We start from the raw sequence: 18,840 nt of genomic DNA, 5'->3' as shown, positions 1-18,840 counted from the left end.
ATTTTGTGTGAATTTATTTTACCAAATATTAATTCTTTTGAGTGAGAAAATTTCTACTATTAGCTATTACGTTTCTGAAAATGCTTTTTGTTTTTGGGCAAATTGATACTGCTACAAACACTATTGATACCTTAACAGAAGTGCGAATTAGCGCTTTTGGATGGAACAAAAACTGGAAAGAAGTGCCTGCGTCTGTAGGTAGAATTACCACTAAACAAATTGAGTATATTGGTGCTAATAATTTGTTGCCAGCTGTAAATACCATACCTGGTGTGCGAATGGAAGAAAGAAGCCCTAATAGCTACAGGCTAAGTATTAGAGGCAGTTTGCTGCGTTCACCATTTGGTGTAAGAAATATTAAAGTCTATTGGAACGGCTTACCAATTACTGATGGTGGCGGTAATACATATTTTAATCTTATTGATGCTACACAATTATCCGCTTTAGAAATTATTAAAGGGCCAGCCGCAAGTATTTATGGTGCCAATACAGGTGGTGTGGTGTTGCTAAAATCTTCAAATACTTTTACAGATAAATCACAAAACCATTACCAATTTGCTGTTAATGGCGGTAGTTATGGTTTGCTGCAACAACAAGCAAGTTGGCAATATCAAAACGCTTCATTTTCATCTAAATTGATGCAAAGTCACCAACAAAGTGATGGTTACAGGCAGCAATCTGCTTCGCAAAAAGACAATATTACATGGCTTGCTAGTTACAAATACAAGCAGCATCAATTTGATATTATCAGCTTTTACACAGCTTTATATTATCAAACACCTGGTGGTATTACATTGGCGCAAATGCAGCAAAATCCAAGGCTTGCAAGGCAAGTAGCTAATGGCTTACCAAGTGCTGTTCAGCAGCAAACTGCTATTTACAACAATACTTTTTTTGTAGGCTTGCATCACAACTATACAATCAACCAAGCTTGGTCTACAGAAGCTGGTGTGGTGTTGCACCATACTGATTTTAAAAATCCATTTATTACCAACTATGAAAAGCGCAACGAACTAAACTTAGGCGTAAATGGCAAGTTGATTTACAAAAAGCAATTACAACAACTACAACAACTACAACTGCAATGGTTAACAGGTGGCGAAATATTGGTCAATCATTCAGCAATAGATAATTACGGCAATAAAGCTGGTGTAGCAGATACTGTGCAGTACAAAGATGATGTGTACATCAACCAATGGTTTGCATTTACACAAGTACAATTAAGCGGTAAGCACTTTAACGTGAGCGCAGGCTTTAGTGCCAATAATCAAAACTACCGCTACAAGCGATTAACAGATGCTAACCCTTCATTCACTAAAAAAACGACCGATGTTGTGGTAATGCCTCGAGTGGCCGCTTTGTACCAAATAACTAAACAAGTAGCTTTTTATAGTTCATTATCTAAAGGTTTTAGCCCGCCATCTTTAGCTGAAATAAGACCAACCAACAATCAATTTAGTGCCACACTACAACCTGAATATGGCTGGAATTTTGAGTTTGGCGTTAAGGGTAATTTGTGGCAAAATCGTTTGTTGTTTGATATTAATTATTACAACTTTCGCCTACAAAATGCCATTGTTACACGCAACAATGCTGATGGTACACAATACTTTGTAAATGCTGGCGATACTAAGCAAAATGGGCTAGAAGTGTGGCTGCAATACCAGTTGCTACGCAATGGTTCGCAGTTTTTTAAATCTATTCAACTTACTGAAAGTTATAGCTATCAACCATATCAATTTGTAACTTACCAGCAAGGCACAAGCAATTATTCTGGCAATCAATTAACTGGTGTACCAAAACATATTTTAGTAAATGGCTTACAAATTTCAATGGCAAAAGGCTTGTTTTTCAATGCCTCTCACACCTATACATCAGAATTGGCATTGACTGATGCTAACGATATTTTCACTGAGGCATACAATTTGCTACAAGCAAAAGCCGGCATTAATTTTAAAGTGAAGAAGGCTAATGTGCAATTATACATTGGTGGCGATAATTTGCTAAACCAAATGTATAGTTTGGGTAATGATATTAATGCTTTGGGTAGGCGTTTTTACAATCCTGCAACTGCAATAAATTTTTATGGTGGTTGTAAAATTAGTTGGTAAATAAAATTGATGGGTATTCTTTTATCTTAGCAAAATACAAAAGCAATTATGGCGAATATTTTAATTATTGATGATGAACGAGCAATACGCAATGTATTGAAGGATATTTTGGGTAATGAAGGCTATAAAGTGGATGAAGCTGCTGACGGTGAGGAAGGTTTGAAGAAGTTTTTAGCCACGACTTTTGATGTGGTGTTGTGCGATATTAAAATGCCAAAACTAGACGGTATTGAGTTTTTGCAAAAAGCCACAGAAGCCAATCCTGATGTGCCAATTATCATGATTAGCGGTCACGGAAATATTGAAACTGCTGTAGATGCAGTGAAAAAAGGTGCGTACGATTACATTTCTAAGCCGCCAGATTTAAATCGCTTGCTAATTACCATTCGCAATGCCATGGATAAAAATACTTTGGTAAAAGAAACCAAAGTGCTAAAACGCAAGGCTAGTAAAGTGCAAGAAATTATTGGCGAAAGCGAAGCGATTAAAAAAATTCAAGCTACCATAGAAAAAGTAGCCCCAACCGATGCTAGAGTGTTGGTGACTGGCGAAAATGGTAGCGGTAAAGAACTAGTGGCACGTTGGCTACACGAAAAAAGCACTAGAAGCGGCAACACAATAGTTGAGGTAAACTGTGCCGCCATACCAAGCGAACTCATTGAAAGTGAATTGTTTGGCCACGAAAAAGGTTCGTTCACCTCTGCTATAAAACAGCGCATTGGTAAGTTTGAGCAAGCCAATGGTGGCACTTTGTTTTTAGATGAAATAGGTGATATGAGCCTTTCGGCGCAAGCCAAAGTGCTACGTGCCTTGCAGGAAGGAAAAATTACCCGTGTAGGTGGCGATAAAGAAATAAACGTAGATGTACGTGTGGTGGCTGCAACCAATAAAAACTTACTAGAAGAAGTAGAAGCCAAAAATTTCCGGATGGATTTGTATCACCGCTTGGGCGTAATTCTAATTCATGTGCCTACTTTAAATGAACGCAGAAACGATATTCCTTTGTTGGTAGATAAGTTTTTGCAAGACATAGCCACTGAATATGGTCAGCAAGTAAAAGCCATTGAAAAACCTGCTTTAGAAGCCTTGAAACAACACAATTGGACGGGAAATATTCGTGAGCTACGCAATGTCGTAGAGCGATTAATCATTCTTTCTGGTAAAACTATTACCGTTGATGATGTAAAAAGCTACGTATTGCCAAGATAGATTGATGTAACCAGCAGTGGTACTACTATGACGCCGTTGTTGCGTCGCACACTTGTACGGTTATACCGTTACGCAGCTTTTATTGGTGCGTGTGAAATTTTAATAAACAGGTCGTATAGAAATCTCTATGCGACCTTTCTTTTTCCTTTAATCAAAAAAATCCAAAAAATCCCAGTTCAGACAATTTATCTTTGCCCGATGCAAAAGCAGCGTACGGTAGCCTTTCACACATTAGGCTGTAAATTAAATTTCTCTGAAACATCTACTATTTCTCGCCTGTTAGAAACAGAAGGGTTTGCGAAAACATCTTTTGAAGAACAGGCTGATGTGTATGTGATTAACACTTGTTCTGTAACCGATAATGCAGATAAAGAGTGCAGGCATTTGGTGCGCCGTATTCAACGCAAATCACCTGAAAGTTTGGTGGTAATTACAGGCTGTTATGCCCAATTAAAACCGAAAGAAATAGCTGAAATACCTGGTGTTGACTTGGTATTAGGTGCTGCTGAAAAATTTAATATTGTGCAGCATTTAGCCGACCTAACCAAAGGCGATAGTGCTAAAATATGCAGTTGTGAGATTGAAGAGGTGAGTGGCTTTACCGCTACTTATTCTATGAACGATAGAACAAGAACTTTCCTAAAAGTGCAAGATGGCTGCGACTATAATTGTTCGTTTTGTACCATACCAATGGCTCGTGGCAAAAGCCGTAGCGATAGTATTGCCAATGTTGTTAAAAATGCCGAAGAAATTGCTGCTAGCGGCACGAAGGAAATTGTATTGACAGGCATTAATCTGGGCGACTTTGGTAAAGGGCCTGATGGTGGTAAACATGAAGAAGATTTCTTTGAACTGATAAAAGCCCTAGATAAAGTTGAAGGCATCGAACGCTACAGAATATCCTCTATAGAGCCGAATTTATTAACCAATGAGATGATTGCTTTTGTGGCTGAAAGCAAAAAGTTTATGCCACATTTTCATATTCCTTTACAAAGCGGTAGCAACACCGTTTTGGGTTTAATGCGCCGCCGTTATAAGCGTGAATTATATGCAGAGCGTGTTGCTTTGATTAAAACCTTAATGCCACATTGTGCCATTGGTGTAGATGTAATTGTTGGTTTTCCTGGTGAAACCGATGCTGCTTTTCAAGAAACATTTGACTTTTTGCACAGCCTAGATATTACTTACCTACACGTATTTACGTATTCTGAACGTGCCAATACTGTAGCATTAGATATTAAACCGATTGTGCCACACAACAAGCGCTTTGACCGTAACAAAGCTTTACGCAATTTGAGTTACATGAAACAGCAATACTTTAACGCACAGTTTGCAGGGCAAACACGCAAAGTATTGTTTGAAGGTTTTGATAAAAATGGTATGATGGAAGGCTATACAGATAATTATATTCGTGTAACCACGCCTTACAGAACTGAATGGGCTAAGGAAATTGTAGATTGGAAATTGTAGATGAAATAAATATCTTTATTCCATCTATAACCAAATTCTATTGTAATGCTTTACGATGATAAAGAAACGCGGCATGGCGAGAATCGCTTTCAAGAATTATTAGCAAATACTAGAGAATGCCTTGAAAATGGCGCATTAGATACCATAAGGGAGCAGTCAATTGTTTTGATGGATGCTTATGATAAGTTGATGCTTATCGAAGACCCTAGTGAAGAAGATTTACAATACATCGAACAGATTAAAGAAACACTAGACCAAATGCATAAAACCGTAAGTAATATGCAACTAATTTTAGGAGCAAGTTTGGTTCGTCAATCTGAAAATTTTTATCAGAGTATCAAGCAAGCTGCAGCAGAAGGCAATGAAAAAGCACAAGAAATTTATGATGAATTAAAGCCTTTATACGATGAAATGCTGCGCAAAAAACTGGATGAATCCAGCAACTAAACCAAGTCAATAGCTGCATTCAACACATCATTTATTATCTCAATTGGCAAATCCTCATTCGCATCAATCAATAGAATTTTCATTCTTGTTCTATTTTCTGCCAATAAGTTTGGGTGATTAATCTGATGCCCATTTACTATACCAATATAGGGTTGTTGGCGTTTTTTATCTACCCATAAATAGCAAAATCGCTTGCCGCTGTAGCAGTAAAAAGGCACACCATATTTCCAAGTTTCTGTAATGCTTGTATGATGTGCCAATATATAGCCTCGTAAAAATTGCAAGCAACTTTTAATGGGCTCATCGTGTTTTAAAAAATAAGCGTCTATTGGGTTTAGGTTATCTAGCATTTAGGAAGGTTTATTTAAAGCTAATTTGGCCTAATAGAATAAAAAAAGCGAAGCCATTGGCTTCGCTTTTTACTATTTTAAAACCTGTTTATTCAAACAAACTATCAGTGCTTTGGCTGCTGTCGTCATCTACTTCTTCTGCGGTGTCGCTTTCTTCGCCTTCTGTACCAAAGCCATCATCAAGACCATCTTTTAGGTCGTATTTTTCTTCTATATCGGCAAATTTATCGCCCAATAAACTCTTGGTGCCATACTGTTGTGGGCCAATACCTTCTTTTCTCGAACAAGCAGGGTAACTGATTTTTGAGCTTTCTTCTTTGCTTACATTAATTAATTCTACCAAAAACGTCCAGTTTTTAGCAAAATCGTACACATAAATAAACTTCTGGTTGGTATCAAAAATTTCAGAGCCAATGATGGTATCAGCCATTAGTAGTGGCGGTGCTACATAGTCTTTATTGTACACAGCAAAGCTTATTTCACGGCCACGCACCCAATTATCGTTGCTACGGTAAAAAGTAGCTTGGTGTTTATGATCGAACTCGTAGCTTTTTAGAATGGCATAATGCAAGTCTTCAAAAGTTTGCTTGTGCTTTATTACAATGTCTCTGTACACCGAATCGTCTTCCTCTAAATATGCCCTGAATTTTAAAATTGCCATCTGTTTTTTTCTTTAGGTAAATGTACCGCAACTAGTAACAATCAATTTGTGATGCAGTTGCAATGTGGGTAAAAATATTGAAAAAGAAGCAGTTACTGGTTAACGTTTCTAGTTACTGGTAACCTGCAACTTGTAACTAGTTTACATCGCTTCTCTAATATCTTGCATGATGCGTTTGGCAATATTATCGGCTGTTGTTTCAAAATTGCTTTCGGCATAAATGCGAATAATTGGTTCGGTATTGCTGGTACGTAAGTGTACCCAATCGGTATCAAACTCAATCTTTAAACCATCTTCTGTGTTAATGGGATTGTTTTTATACTTCTTTTGTATGTGTGCAAATATTTTCTTGATGTCAAAACCTGCTTCTAACTCAATTTTATTTTTACTCATAAAGTAGTTGGTATAAGTATTACGCAACTGCTTTACGCTTTTTTTCTCGTGTGCCAAATGGGTTAAAAACAATGCAATACCAATGAGTGCATCACGGCCATAATGCAAGTCTGGTACAATAATGCCGCCATTACCTTCGCCACCAATTACAGCGTTTACAGCCTTCATTTTGGTTACCACGTTTACTTCGCCCACAGCGCTTGGTGTGTATTCACCGCCATGTTTAATGGTTACATCTTTCAAAGCTCTAGTAGAAGACATATTGCTTACCGTATTGCCTTTGCGATGCTTTAATACATAATCAGCCACAGCTACCAACGTATATTCTTCACCAAACAAACTACCATCTTCGCACACAAAGCACAACCTGTCTACATCTGGGTCTACAGCAATACCTATATCAGCTTTTTGCTTGTTTACCTCGTTGCACAGTTCACGTAGGTTTTCTGGTAATGGCTCAGGATTGTGTGCAAAATTGCCCGTAATAGCCTCGTTTAAAACGGTTATTGCTTCTACACCAAATGCTTTTAATAACGTAGGTACAGCAATTGCACCACTGCTATTAATCGCATCCACAATTACAGTAAAGTTGGCCGCTTTAATGGCTGCAACATCTACCAATGGATAATTGATAACGGCTTCAATATGTTTATCTAAAGCAGTAGCATCTTCTGTGTAAGTACCCAATTTATCTACAGTGGCAAAATTGTAATCGTCTTTCGCAGCTGTTTCTAATATTAGTGCACCTTCTGCACCGCTAATAAATTCGCCTTTGTGATTGAGCAATTTTAAAGCGTTCCATTCTTTAGGATTATGACTTGCTGTTAAAATAATACCGCCAGCAGCTTTGTGAAACACCACCGCCATTTCTACAGTAGGTGTAGTGCTTAAACCAAGATTTACCACATCTAAACCTAAAGCATTTAATGTACTAATAACCAAACGCTCTACCAATGCACCACTTATTCTGCCATCACGCCCAATTACCACTGTTTTATTACTAGATTGTTGTGCCAACCAAGTACCATAAGCTGCTGTAAAACGCACCACATCTAGTGGGCTTAATGTATCGCCAGGTTTGCCGCCAATAGTGCCCCTGATACCAGAAATGCTCTTAATTAATGCCATAATTAGTGTATTTAAAATTCAACAATAGGGGTTTGCAAACATAGTAGAAAATGGATTATTGATGCCTTAATTTTATAACCACTTATCTTAGCGCCATGGGAGCAAATGCGTGGTATAAAGATTGGTTCAATTCGCCACATTATCATTTATTATATAATAATAGAGATGACAATGAAGCACAAGCATTTTTAGAGCGCTTGGTAGCACATTTACAGCCAAAAAAAGATGCAACAATGTTGGATGTAGCTTGTGGTAAAGGTAGGCACAGCAAGGCTTTGGCCGATATGGGTTTTGATGTGACTGGTATTGATTTGTCGCAATCATCTATCGCAGCCGCTAAGTTGGATGAAAGCGAACACCTGCATTTTTACGAGCATGATATGCGCTTACCTTTTTGGATTAATTACTTCGATTTTGCATTTAATTTTTTCACAAGTTTTGGCTATTTCAGAACTGAACGTGAACACAACAATGCATTAAGAACTATTGCACAAAGCTTGAAAAAAAATGGTTTATTAGTAATTGATTATTTGAATGTGCATTACACAGAAGATAATTTACAGAAAAGCTTCACTAAAACATTCGATGGTATTACTTTTCATGTAAGCAAATGGCATAATGAACACCATTTTTTTAAGCAAATACAAGTAACTGATACCAAGAATTTCTCACCAAAACATTTATCTACAGAGAAAGTAGCTAAGTTTAGTTTAGGCGATTTTACAGATATGCTTGCTTACCAAAAAATGCAAGTACAGCAAGTGTTTGGTGATTATCAACTAGGTAGTTACGATGTAAAAAAATCGCCACGAATGATTATCGTGGCGAAGAAAATGGTGTAACTAAAATTTGGGTTTTAACTGTAATGTTTTAACTGAATCGACAAAGGCAATTGAATCTTTTTGTGATGGAAATACAAAGTTGTATTTGTTGTTTCCTTTTGGTTCAAAGCGTTTATGTTTGAGCTTATTGATAACATCTGTCAAGTTTCTAGTCGCTGTTGGATTTGCAACCATATTGTCAACATAGCTACTATCTGGTTTTGCGATAGGCATATTATCGGGTTGGCTTTTGTAAATGTCTAAACCATTGCCATTATTGAATGTAAACGTTTGACCACTAGGGCCAACATTTGCCGAAGGCATATTATCAATTGGTTTATTCAACGATAAATTATTCAAGCGGTTTTCTCTAGCTAGTTTAAGTGAAGGTGATTGCTGCGCAAAGCCAACAAGCGTACCAAGACTTAATACTGACAATATTAAAAATTTCATAAGAGACGGTTTATTTTGCTAATATACAGAAATGACAGTATTTGATACGATTGCGCTGCAAAAAAAACCTTAAAATTTACACGCAGTGCTTAGGCAAACTTTACTTTTACAAGATGTTATCAATCAATGCTATTTTTCTCAACATTGTAGATTGGATTAAAAAATGGGATACCTATTTTTTTCTGAAAATCAATACCAGACTCACCAATCCTTTTTTAGACTTTGTATATCCTTGGTATAGAGATAGTATTACTTGGGTACCTTTCTATGTGTTTATGCTCGCCTTTATGGCTATCAATTTTGGTAAAAGAACTTGGCATTGGTTGTGGTTTGCAGTATTAACCATTTTAGTGTCAGACCAAACAAGCAGCACATTGATAAAAGGTTTCTTCGCAAGACCAAGACCTTGTAGAGATGAAATATTACAGTTTCAAGTACGCTTATTGCTAGATGGTTGTTCGGGTGGTTATAGTTTCACATCGTCTCATGCTACCAATCATTTTGCTATTGCTATGTTTTTCTCACAAACACTTAAGCCATTTATAGGCAAGTGGCACCAACTTTTTTTTGTGTGGGCTGCTACCATTGCTTATGGCCAAGTGTATGTAGGTGTGCATTACCCTCTAGATATTATTTGTGGTGGTTTGCTTGGTTGTGGTATTGGTTATCTTGTTGCTTTATTGTTTAATAGAAACGTGGGTGACTTGCAACTGCGTTCTCAAATACCTAGTTTATGATTGCAAAACGTTCGTCTATTATCATATTAACGCTGTGTGCTATTGCGTATTTGCTTGGTATGTTTTGCGTGCCGCTAATGAATATTGATGCGGCGCAATACGCATCCATAAGCCGTGAAATGCTAGAGCGACATAGCTTTTTACAAGTGTTTGATTTGGGTAAAGATTACCTCGACAAACCACCAATGTTGTTCTGGCTGTCTGCCCTAAGTATGAAGCTATTTGGTATTCATGATTGGGCTTATCGTTTGCCATCATTTTTGTTTGCAGTGTTGGCTATTTATAGTACCTATCGTTTGGCTTTATTGTTTTACAAAAAAGAAATTGCCATTTTAAGTGCATTGGTATTAGCTACTTGTCAGGCTTTGTTTTTAATCAACCACGATGTAAGAACCGATACCATGTTAATGGGTTGGGTAATTTTTAGCCTGTGGCAATTAGCAGAGTGGTATAGCACTGAAAGTTGGTTAAACTTCTTCTTAGCATTTTTGGCTATTGCCGGCGGCATGATGACGAAAGGCCCAATTGCCTTGATGGTGCCTGCCTTTGCATTTGTACCACATTTTATGTTGAGAAGAGAATGGAAGCAATTATTTAGGTTAGAATATTTACTCGGCTTAATCATTATTGCTGTGGCTTTAGTACCTATGAGTTGGGGCTTGTATCAGCAGTATGATTTACATCCTGGTAAATTAATAAACAATATACCTATCAAATCTGGCTTGAAATTTTATTATTGGACGCAGAGTTTCGGCCGCTTTACTGGTGAAAATTATTACCGTGAAAATGGTTATTTCACCTTCTTGTTTGAGAATATGTTGTGGAGTTTTTTACCTTGGATTTTATTCTTTTTAATAGGCTTAGTGTTTGATTTTATAACGCTAATACAATCTCGTTTTAAACTCACGCAAAATGAAGAATGGATAAGCACAGGTGGTTTTGTAATTACTTATTGTATACTGGCTCGTAGTCAGGCGCAGTTGCCGCACTATATTTTTATTGTATTTCCTTTGGCAGCCATTATTACGGCGAAGTTTTTATACAAACTCACTTATACTGAGCAATTGGTTATATGGCGTAAAGCTTTAACAGTATTGCACGTGGTTATTTTTACAGCTATTTGGGCTGCTTTGGTGGCTTTATTAGTGATTCCGTTTGCATCTATACCAAAGTATGTGGGCTGTTTGGCAGCTATTGGTTTGCTAGCCATGTTGTACATTTTAACCTTAAAGAAAACGGGCTTTCCTAAATTGCTTGAAGTGGCTTTTTTCACAATTATTGGTGTCAATATTTTTCTCAATTCAGCATTTTACCCAACACTTCTAAAGTTTCAAATAGGTAATACTGTAGCCGATGTGATTGCTAAACAACAATTACCAAAAGATAAAGTAAGCATTTATGGTGCTGGTAACGATTATACGCTGCACTTTTATGGTAATCATATTTTTAAGCAAAAGACAAGCATAGCACAACTTGATAGCAGCGATATTATATTAACACCAAAAGATAGTGTTGCAGTAGTTGCAGCTAAATTTCCTGCAAATAAAATATTGTATAATGGTAGAAGCTATGGTGTAACACAACTAACCAAAGAGTTTCTAGACCCTACTACAAGAGAAACGGTAATAGACAGGTATGTGATTATGAAACTAAATGGTAAGTAGTTTTTCGGTCGACGGTCGACAGTCAACAGTCGACTGCAAGAATCGTGCAATTACAACAACAACGCTGCTAGCACATAATCTGCAAATAAAATCAAGATACAGCTTACAACCACAGCACTTGTACTAGAGCGGCCAATTTCTAATGAACCGCCTTTTACGTGGTAGCCATAATAAGCTGGTATGCTGCTGACAATAAAGGCAAACGTATAGGCCTTGTACATGGCAAATTGTATGTTGAAGAGATTTAAGTTTTGGCGTAAACCGATGTCGAAAATATCTGGTGCTAAAATACCTGTAAAGTTACCTGCCATTCTACCGCCCCAAATACCCAATACCGCTGAAATAACTATCAATGCAGGAATTACAACCAAGCCGCCTAATATTTTGGGTAGCACCAAATAACTTTTGGTATTAATGCCCATTATTTCAAGTGCATCTATCTGTTCGCTTATGCGCATATTACCTAATTCGCTTGCTATTTTACTACCCACAACACCTGCTAGTACAATGCTCAATACAGTAGGTGATAGTTCTAAAATCATACTATCTCTCACAATTTGAGCAATGGTTTGTGGTGGTACCAATGGGGTTACTAATTGATAAGCTGTTTGTACAGTAGTAACCGCACCTAAAAACAATGAGATGATAATAACAATTGGTAAAGCACCTACACCAATTTCTACGCATTGGTGCATAAATTCTTTCCAGTACATTTTTAAATTTTCAGGCTTGGTAAACATGCCTTTCAACATTAAAAAATAAGCACCTAAATGACTAAAAAATTTCATGCACTAGATTTAATTGTTACAAAGAAACGAGTTTTAAAGAGAACAGTTACAAGTTGCAGGTTACAAGTTTCAAGTTACTGGTTGCAGGTTACATGTTGCAAGAACCGTATTGGATGTGCCTAGAAATAAAAACAAGATTCAAGCGGCATGCCTGAATCTTGTTTCTTTCGTATTTTATTTCTTTAAATCAGTAACTAGTAACTGGCAACTAATTCCTTCTTTGCTTTTTTGCTCTGTGTTTCAAATTACCAGCAACCAGTAACTAGCAACTAATTCCTCTTCCTTGCTTCCTTGCCCTGTGTTTCAACATCTCAAATCATAAATCATAAATCTCAAATCCCTTACATCTTATGCTTCTTCTTCAAGCTTTTCCACCAGCTAGTTTTGGCTACTTCTACTTCTGTATCTAGCTTGGTTTTAGATTGTGCATCTACCACAGCCACCAATGCCATATTTACAATATTACGTACGCTACTACCTAGTTGCAATACGTGTACTGGCTTTTTCATACCTAATAAAATTGGGCCAATAGCTTCTGCACCACCTAGCTCTTTTAATAGGTGATAAGCCAAGTTGCCTGAAGTCAAGTTCGGGAAAATCAACACATTCACATCTTGGTCTACTAGCTCGCTAAAAGGATAGTTTTCTTTCAATACATCGTTGTTAAAAGCCAAGCTACCTTGCATTTCACCATCTACAATTAACGATGGATTGCGTTGTTTTAAAATGGCCGTTGCTTTAGCTACTAATTTGGCTTCTGCACCGTCGCTACTACCAAAATTACTGTAACTCAACATGGCTATACGTGGTGTAATATTAAAGCTGCGTACTTCTTTCGCCACCATTTGTGCTATGTCTGCTAGTTCTTCTGCGGTTGGGTTAAAGTTTACCGTAGTATCAGCCAAGAAAATAGGCCCTTTCTTGGTAATTAATAAATACATACCGGCTATCTTTTTCACGCCTTCTTCTGTACCTATTATGTGCAAGGCTGGTCTTATCGCTTCTGCATAGTTTCTTGTTAGGCCACTAATCATCGCATCTGCATCGCCTGTTTCTACCATCATACAGCCGTAGTAGTTACGTTCTTGCATCATTTTAAAACTCTCATACGCATTAAACCCTCTGCGTTGGCGCTTTTCAAAAAACAACTCCCCATAAACTGTTCTTTTTTCTTCTTGTGCATCTACTCTTGGGTCAATAATTGGCATTTCATGAATGTCAATATCGTTCTCTTCGGCTATCTGTTTTATCTTATTTACATCACCCAATAAAATAGGGTAGGCCACACCATCTTCATACAAAATGCTGGCAGCTTTTAATATTTTCACATTATCTGCTTCTGCAAATACCACACGTTTAGGATCACGTTTTGCCTTGCTTGCAATTACACGCAATAGCTGATTATCTAAGCCCAAGCGTTTATTTAGTTCTACCACATATTCATCCCAATTGGTTATAGGCTTTTGGGCTACACCACTTGCTATGGCTGCTTTTGCTACGGCTGGTGCTACGGTGCTTAGTAGGCGAGGGTCTACCGGTTTTGGTATTATATACAGTGGCCCATAGCTCATATTTTTTTGGTTGTAAGCCATGTTTACAATATCTGGCACAGGTGTTCTTGCAAGTTCTGCTAACGCTTTTACGGCAGCTAATTTCATGGCTTCGTTAATCTTGGTGGCACGTACATCTAATGCGCCTCTAAATATGTATGGAAAGCCCAGTACATTATTCACCTGATTAGGATAATCGCTTCTTCCTGTCGCCATTATCAAATCTTTACGTGCAGCAATGGCTTCTTCGTAGGTAATTTCTGGGTCAGGGTTGGCCATGGCAAATACAATTGGGTTCTTGGCCATGGTTTTAATCATCTCACCAGTTACCACATTGCCTACGCTTAGCCCCACAAATACATCGGCATTTTTAATAGCTGTGGTAAGCGTCCAATCGCTTTTTTCGGTGGCAAATTGTTGTTTAATTTCATCAAGGTCAGTACGTCCTTTGTGCAAAGCGCCATCCTTATCTAGCATTATAAAGTTCTCGTACTTAGCACCAAGCGCCACATACATTTGCACACAAGCCATAGCGGCTGCGCCAGCACCGTTAATTACAAATTTGGCATTGCCTATTTTCTTTTTCTGAATATCCAATGCGTTTAGCAATGCCGCACCACTAATAATGGCTGTACCATGTTGGTCATCATGCATTACCGGAATTTTCATCCGTTCCTTTAGTTCACGCTCTATGTAAAAGCACTCAGGGCTTTTAATATCTTCTAGGTTGATGCCGCCAAACGTAGGTTCAAGCGCCTTTACTATTTGTACAAATTTCTCAGGGTCTTTCTCGTTTATCTCAATGTCAAATACATCTATATCGGCAAATATTTTAAACAATACACCCTTTCCTTCCATCACAGGTTTGCCTGCTTCTGGCCCTATATCGCCAAGGCCAAGCACCGCTGTACCATTGCTTATCACGGCTACCAAATTGCCTTTGGCCGTGTATTTATAGACATCATCGGGGTTTTCTTTAATTGCCAAGCAAGGCCAAGCCACACCAGGGCTGTAAGCAAGGCTCAGGTCACGTTGGGTTTTGGCTTCTTTGGTAGGTATTACCTCTATTTTACCCGGCCTACCTTGTGCGTGATATTCTAATGCTTGTTCCTTCTTACTGTTGTTCTGTTTTGTCATTTGTATCAATTTTTTTATTGAAACTAACTGTAGTAGTGCTATGATGCTTTTGTTGCGTCGCACACTTGTACGGTTGGTTCTTTATGCAGCTTTTACAGCATTGCTACCATTAGCAATGTTACGGCTAAAAACTAACAGTTGATAGTTTTTAAGGGATGCAAAGTACAATATTAGACATCAGATTGCTACAAATTTTTGCCTTTTATCATTCTTGTAATAGTTATTTACAGTGCTCCTAAAAATGTCATATCTCTTTTTGATAGTACTTTCTTTCTTTTTTGGCCTTTAGTACCATTTTAATTAAATTATGGTTAAAAAATGGTCTATTTATTTGGCTATTTAAAAATGCTGTTATATTTTAGTATTCATTTATTAACCAAAAAATTATTTATTGTATGGCAAATGTTTTGCAAAACCGCATCAGCACTAGCTTTACTACTACCGAGCTAGACAGTTTAAACACCCACCACACGGCTTACGTAGCAGTAATTAACCCCAAAATGGTAACCGTAACCGATGAGGAGCTAAAAGGTATACCAAGTATTGATGTAGACAACTATGTATTTGTAAATGACACTATTACTACTTGCGATGCAGAGGGGCTAGCTATGCTGCCACCCAATGTAGCAGCACAAGTGCCTGAAATGGAAAAGGATTATACCTTTTACGACCAAGCAGAGGTAGAAATTACAAGGCTGCTAGGCGCTGTAGACAAGCTAAGACGTAGCCAACGCCTTGCGGCTGCCGAAAGCTACGGAGTGGCTAATAAAGTGTACGAAATGTTTGGCAGCCTAGCCGATGCAGGTGTACCCGGTGCACAGGCTAAATACGATTACCTAAAAGCCCGCTACAAAGGCAACGGGGCAGGTAGGCCGCAGGATGCAAAATAAGGGTATTAAAACCTATTTTACAGGTTATATATACCTAATAAATAGGTGTATATAACCTATTTAAATAGTGCAATATGAATATTAAACATGTTAAATACACTGTTTTAATTAATGTTAAATATCTATTAAACGGGTTGTTTACACCTATTAAACCAGTATGATACACCTATTGTTTAGGTTAGTTATACTGGTTTATTGTATTTATTATACCTAATATAATGGGTATATAACCATGTAAAAATGCGGTTTTACATTATTTTACAATACAAAACATACAATTATGACCCCACCACCACATATAGGAAAGATGCTTAGGCAATACATAGATGATAATCGTTTGTCGTAAGCAGCATGGGCAAGGCGAGCCAATGTAAATATTACCACAGTAACGCAATATTTAAAACAAGCTACCATGCGGGTAGATACGCTAATGGCAGTGTGCGAGCAACTAGAATACAATTTTTTGCGAGACATAGCCAACAGCTTACCACCCGAACTACCACCACAAGCCCCTACAGACCAAAGCGCCGAACTAGCCAGCCTAAAAGCCGAAAACGAAAAACTAAAAATAGAAATAGCCGCACTAGAAAGGGCGATAGGGCTGATGGGGAAGCAATAGTACTAAAAAATAATACCTTCAATTTTAAAAAAGTGCGTATGCTACACATTGTATTACAACCACTATGGCATAATAAACAAATGGTGATAGGCATTTATTTTGCAAAAAATACCCAGTTAAATAGCATTATTAAACAATTGCCCAGTGCAAAATGGACACAAACACACAAATGCTGGTATATATCTAGTACCAACGAAGCCTACCATGCACTACAACTAGCGGTAAAAACCCTAGCAACTATAGATGCAAGCTTACTTACCCCACCACCAGCCAAAAATAGTATAGTGGCTGTACAGCAAATGCCAGCTACTACTAGCGTAGTGCTATTAAAAATACATACTAAAAATGCCCATGTACTGCCCAATATGCAGCAGCACCTACAATTAAAAGCCTACAGCGCTAGCACCATAAAAACATATACCAACGAAATGGCACAACTGCTATATACCCTAAAAAGTACTTCTGCCGATACACTAAGCATACAGCGCATTAAAGACTATTTGCAATACTGCTACAACACACTACAGCTAAGCGAAAACACCTTGCACAGCCGAATGAACGCCCTGAAATTTTACTATGAACAAGTGCTACACAAAGAGCGTTTTTTTTGGGAAGTACCACGGCCAAAGAAGCGCCTAATACTGCCCAAAGTAATAAGCGAAGAAAAAATATTGAAAGGATTATTGCGTATAGAAAATTTAAAACACAGGGCTTTGCTATTTACAGCTTATAGTGCTGGGCTAAGGGTAAGCGAAGTGGTAAGCCTAAGGGTAACAGATATAGATAGTGATAGAATGCAAATACGGGTAGAAAATGCTAAAGGCAAAAAAGATAGAACGGTAACGCTGGCAAAAGCGACTTTGCAAATTTTAAGAGATTATTTTATTGAATACAAGCCCACCAAATATTTGTTTGAGGGGCAACACCAACACGAACACCTAGCCACAAGAACGGCGCAGAAAATATTTCAACAAGCTTACAAAAGCTTGCAACTGCCAGCAAGCATTAGTTTTCATAGTTTAAGGCATAGCTATGCCACCCATTTATTAGAAAACGGCACCGATATAAAATACATACAAGAACTTTTGGGGCATAATGATATTAAAACCACTTTACGCTATACCCATGTAAGCAAAAAAGAACTGGGTAAAATAGAGAGTCCGTTGGACAAGATTATGAGGCAACTTTCGGAATGACGTAAATTGTATTTCCGTCTTTTATTTAAATGGACGCATTTTGTATTGTTGCAGTATTTGCAATGGGTTTAGAAAATAATAAATAATTTGGGTGGCAAAAAAAGGACGCCTATTTTTGAGTTAGGTGCAAGCGTAGAGCGACCCCTAAACAGACAGACATTTCGACAAATAACAAAAATTAAATTCGTAAATTGCGAGCTTAACGAATACAATTGAAAATGATAGCAGAAAGGACATTAAATAGAACATTGCACATTGCTAAGTCTTCCAAAAAAGATGAGTTTTATACCCAACTATCGGACATTGAAAGTGAGTTGAAACATTACAAAGAAAACTTTAAAAACAAGGTGGTTTTTTGTAATTGTGACGACCCAAGAAATAGTAATTTTTTTAAATACTTTGCATACAATTTTGAATATTTAGGACTAAAAAAACTAATAACGACTTGTTATAAAAATCAAGAAACAGACTTGTTCTTTCAAGAGGAATCCGAAAAAGCAGTATTCCTCGAATACAATGGTGACATAAATGGTAATAAAATTCCTGACGCAGAAGAAATTGGTATAAAACCTCTCATTGGTGATGGTGATTTTCGGAGCAGAGAATCCATTGAACTTTTGAAACAATCTGATATTGTAGTAACAAATCCACCATTTTCTTTATTTAGAGAATATGTCGCCCAATTGGTAAAATACGATAAAAAGTTTTTAATAATTGGAAATATCAATGCAATAACATACAAGGAAATTTTTAAACTAATTAAAGATAATAAGGCTTGGTTAGGTATTAATATGGGCAGAGGTATTTCAGGGTTTATAGTTCCAAAAGATTATGAATTATTTGGAACAGAAGCTCGAATTGACGAAGATGGAAATCGAATAGTTGCAACAAATAATTGCTTATGGTTAACAAATTTGGACACATTTAGACGACACGAAGATATTATGCTCACTAAAAAATACTATGGTAATGAAATTGAATATCCTAAGTTCGACAACTATGATGCAATTAATGTAGATAAAACCCAAGATATTCCAATGGATTATGATGGAGTTATGGGAGTTCCAATTACATTTTTACATAAATACAATCCAGAACAATTTGAACTAATTAAATTTAGAAAAGGAAATGACGAGAAAGATTTATCTATAAATGGCAAGTGTCCATATTTTAGAATTTTAATCAAAAATAAAAAACTCTAAATATTTCAATACAA

At 37.2% G+C, this 18,840-nt stretch carries 17 protein-coding genes; 11 read left to right on the top strand and 6 right to left on the bottom strand.

From position 1 onward, the window contains the following. Positions 1-41 precede the first annotated feature (41 nt). The 4 genes from ACT9TX_RS03365 to ACT9TX_RS03350 all read left to right on the top strand — a co-directional run bounded on the left by ACT9TX_RS03365 (position 42) and on the right by ACT9TX_RS03350 (position 5,237). On the top strand, positions 42-2,111 hold the full coding sequence (locus tag ACT9TX_RS03365) for a TonB-dependent receptor (RefSeq protein ID WP_481336794.1): 2,070 nt from the start codon (positions 42-44) through the stop codon (positions 2,109-2,111). 48 nt (positions 2,112-2,159) lie between these two features. Then, the gene (locus ACT9TX_RS03360; protein WP_481336793.1) at positions 2,160-3,320 is read left to right on the top strand and encodes a sigma-54-dependent transcriptional regulator; all 1,161 of its coding nucleotides are present in this window, start codon (positions 2,160-2,162) and stop codon (positions 3,318-3,320) included. A gap of 198 nt (positions 3,321-3,518) precedes the next feature. Then, the gene (gene mtaB, locus ACT9TX_RS03355) at positions 3,519-4,790 is read left to right on the top strand and encodes a tRNA (N(6)-L-threonylcarbamoyladenosine(37)-C(2))-methylthiotransferase MtaB (RefSeq protein WP_481336792.1); all 1,272 of its coding nucleotides are present in this window, start codon (positions 3,519-3,521) and stop codon (positions 4,788-4,790) included. Positions 4,791-4,835: 45 nt separating this feature from the next. Further along, positions 4,836-5,237, top strand: coding sequence for a hypothetical protein (locus tag ACT9TX_RS03350; RefSeq protein ID WP_481336791.1), 402 nt, complete (start codon positions 4,836-4,838; stop codon positions 5,235-5,237). Here the strand turns inward: ACT9TX_RS03350 and ACT9TX_RS03345 are convergent. The 3 genes from ACT9TX_RS03345 to glmM all read right to left on the bottom strand — a co-directional run bounded on the left by ACT9TX_RS03345 (position 5,234) and on the right by glmM (position 7,769). Continuing rightward, positions 5,234-5,587 carry a DUF1801 domain-containing protein gene (locus ACT9TX_RS03345; RefSeq protein ID WP_481336790.1) on the bottom strand — a complete coding sequence of 118 codons (354 nt, stop codon included), beginning with the start codon at positions 5,585-5,587 and terminating at the stop codon, positions 5,234-5,236. The genes ACT9TX_RS03350 and ACT9TX_RS03345 overlap by 4 nt on opposite strands. Before the next feature lie 88 nt (positions 5,588-5,675). After that, the gene (locus ACT9TX_RS03340) at positions 5,676-6,248 is read right to left on the bottom strand and encodes an IS1096 element passenger TnpR family protein (RefSeq protein WP_481336789.1); all 573 of its coding nucleotides are present in this window, start codon (positions 6,246-6,248) and stop codon (positions 5,676-5,678) included. A gap of 141 nt (positions 6,249-6,389) precedes the next feature. Further along, the gene (glmM, locus tag ACT9TX_RS03335) at positions 6,390-7,769 is read right to left on the bottom strand and encodes a phosphoglucosamine mutase (RefSeq protein ID WP_481336788.1); all 1,380 of its coding nucleotides are present in this window, start codon (positions 7,767-7,769) and stop codon (positions 6,390-6,392) included. 95 nt (positions 7,770-7,864) lie between these two features. On the opposite strand from glmM, the gene ACT9TX_RS03330 reads away from it, so the two are divergent. Continuing rightward, positions 7,865-8,611, top strand: coding sequence for a class I SAM-dependent methyltransferase (locus ACT9TX_RS03330; RefSeq protein ID WP_481336787.1), 747 nt, complete (start codon positions 7,865-7,867; stop codon positions 8,609-8,611). On the opposite strand, the gene ACT9TX_RS03325 is transcribed toward ACT9TX_RS03330, so the two are convergent. Beyond that, complete coding sequence (locus ACT9TX_RS03325) at positions 8,612-9,043, bottom strand: hypothetical protein (RefSeq protein WP_481336786.1); 432 nt, start codon at positions 9,041-9,043, stop codon at positions 8,612-8,614. Between the two features lie 113 nt (positions 9,044-9,156). Here ACT9TX_RS03325 and ACT9TX_RS03320 point away from each other — a divergent pair, with 113 nt between their 5' ends. Beyond that, a complete protein-coding gene (locus ACT9TX_RS03320) occupies positions 9,157-9,780 on the top strand; it encodes a phosphatase PAP2 family protein (RefSeq protein WP_481336785.1) in 624 nt (207 codons plus the stop codon). After that, positions 9,777-11,444, top strand: coding sequence for a glycosyltransferase family 39 protein (locus ACT9TX_RS03315; RefSeq protein WP_481336784.1), 1,668 nt, complete (start codon positions 9,777-9,779; stop codon positions 11,442-11,444). The genes ACT9TX_RS03320 and ACT9TX_RS03315 overlap by 4 nt, the downstream gene beginning before the upstream one ends. Before the next feature lie 50 nt (positions 11,445-11,494). Here ACT9TX_RS03315 and ACT9TX_RS03310 read toward each other — a convergent pair whose 3' ends face one another. Both ACT9TX_RS03310 and ACT9TX_RS03305 read right to left on the bottom strand, forming a co-directional pair. After that, positions 11,495-12,232 carry an MlaE family ABC transporter permease gene (locus ACT9TX_RS03310; protein ID WP_481336783.1) on the bottom strand — a complete coding sequence of 246 codons (738 nt, stop codon included), beginning with the start codon at positions 12,230-12,232 and terminating at the stop codon, positions 11,495-11,497. A gap of 341 nt (positions 12,233-12,573) precedes the next feature. Continuing rightward, positions 12,574-14,919 carry an NADP-dependent malic enzyme gene (locus ACT9TX_RS03305; RefSeq protein ID WP_481336782.1) on the bottom strand — a complete coding sequence of 782 codons (2,346 nt, stop codon included), beginning with the start codon at positions 14,917-14,919 and terminating at the stop codon, positions 12,574-12,576. Between the two features lie 395 nt (positions 14,920-15,314). On the opposite strand from ACT9TX_RS03305, the gene ACT9TX_RS03300 reads away from it, so the two are divergent. The 4 genes from ACT9TX_RS03300 (at position 15,315) to ACT9TX_RS03285 (ending at position 18,826) form a co-directional block, all read left to right on the top strand. Next, positions 15,315-15,809 carry a hypothetical protein gene (locus tag ACT9TX_RS03300; RefSeq protein ID WP_481336781.1) on the top strand — a complete coding sequence of 165 codons (495 nt, stop codon included), beginning with the start codon at positions 15,315-15,317 and terminating at the stop codon, positions 15,807-15,809. A 412-nt stretch (positions 15,810-16,221) separates the two neighbouring features. Beyond that, complete coding sequence (locus tag ACT9TX_RS03295; RefSeq protein ID WP_481336780.1) at positions 16,222-16,428, top strand: hypothetical protein; 207 nt, start codon at positions 16,222-16,224, stop codon at positions 16,426-16,428. Between the two features lie 38 nt (positions 16,429-16,466). Then, a complete protein-coding gene (locus tag ACT9TX_RS03290) occupies positions 16,467-17,624 on the top strand; it encodes a tyrosine-type recombinase/integrase (protein ID WP_481336779.1) in 1,158 nt (385 codons plus the stop codon). 218 nt (positions 17,625-17,842) lie between these two features. Continuing rightward, on the top strand, positions 17,843-18,826 hold the full coding sequence (locus tag ACT9TX_RS03285) for an adenine-specific methyltransferase EcoRI family protein (RefSeq protein ID WP_481336778.1): 984 nt from the start codon (positions 17,843-17,845) through the stop codon (positions 18,824-18,826). Positions 18,827-18,840: the final 14 nt, after the last annotated feature.

It is taken from the genome of Parasediminibacterium sp. HNIBRBA5674 (genome assembly GCF_056745525.1).
This window is presented reverse-complemented; position numbering and strand designations above follow the sequence as displayed.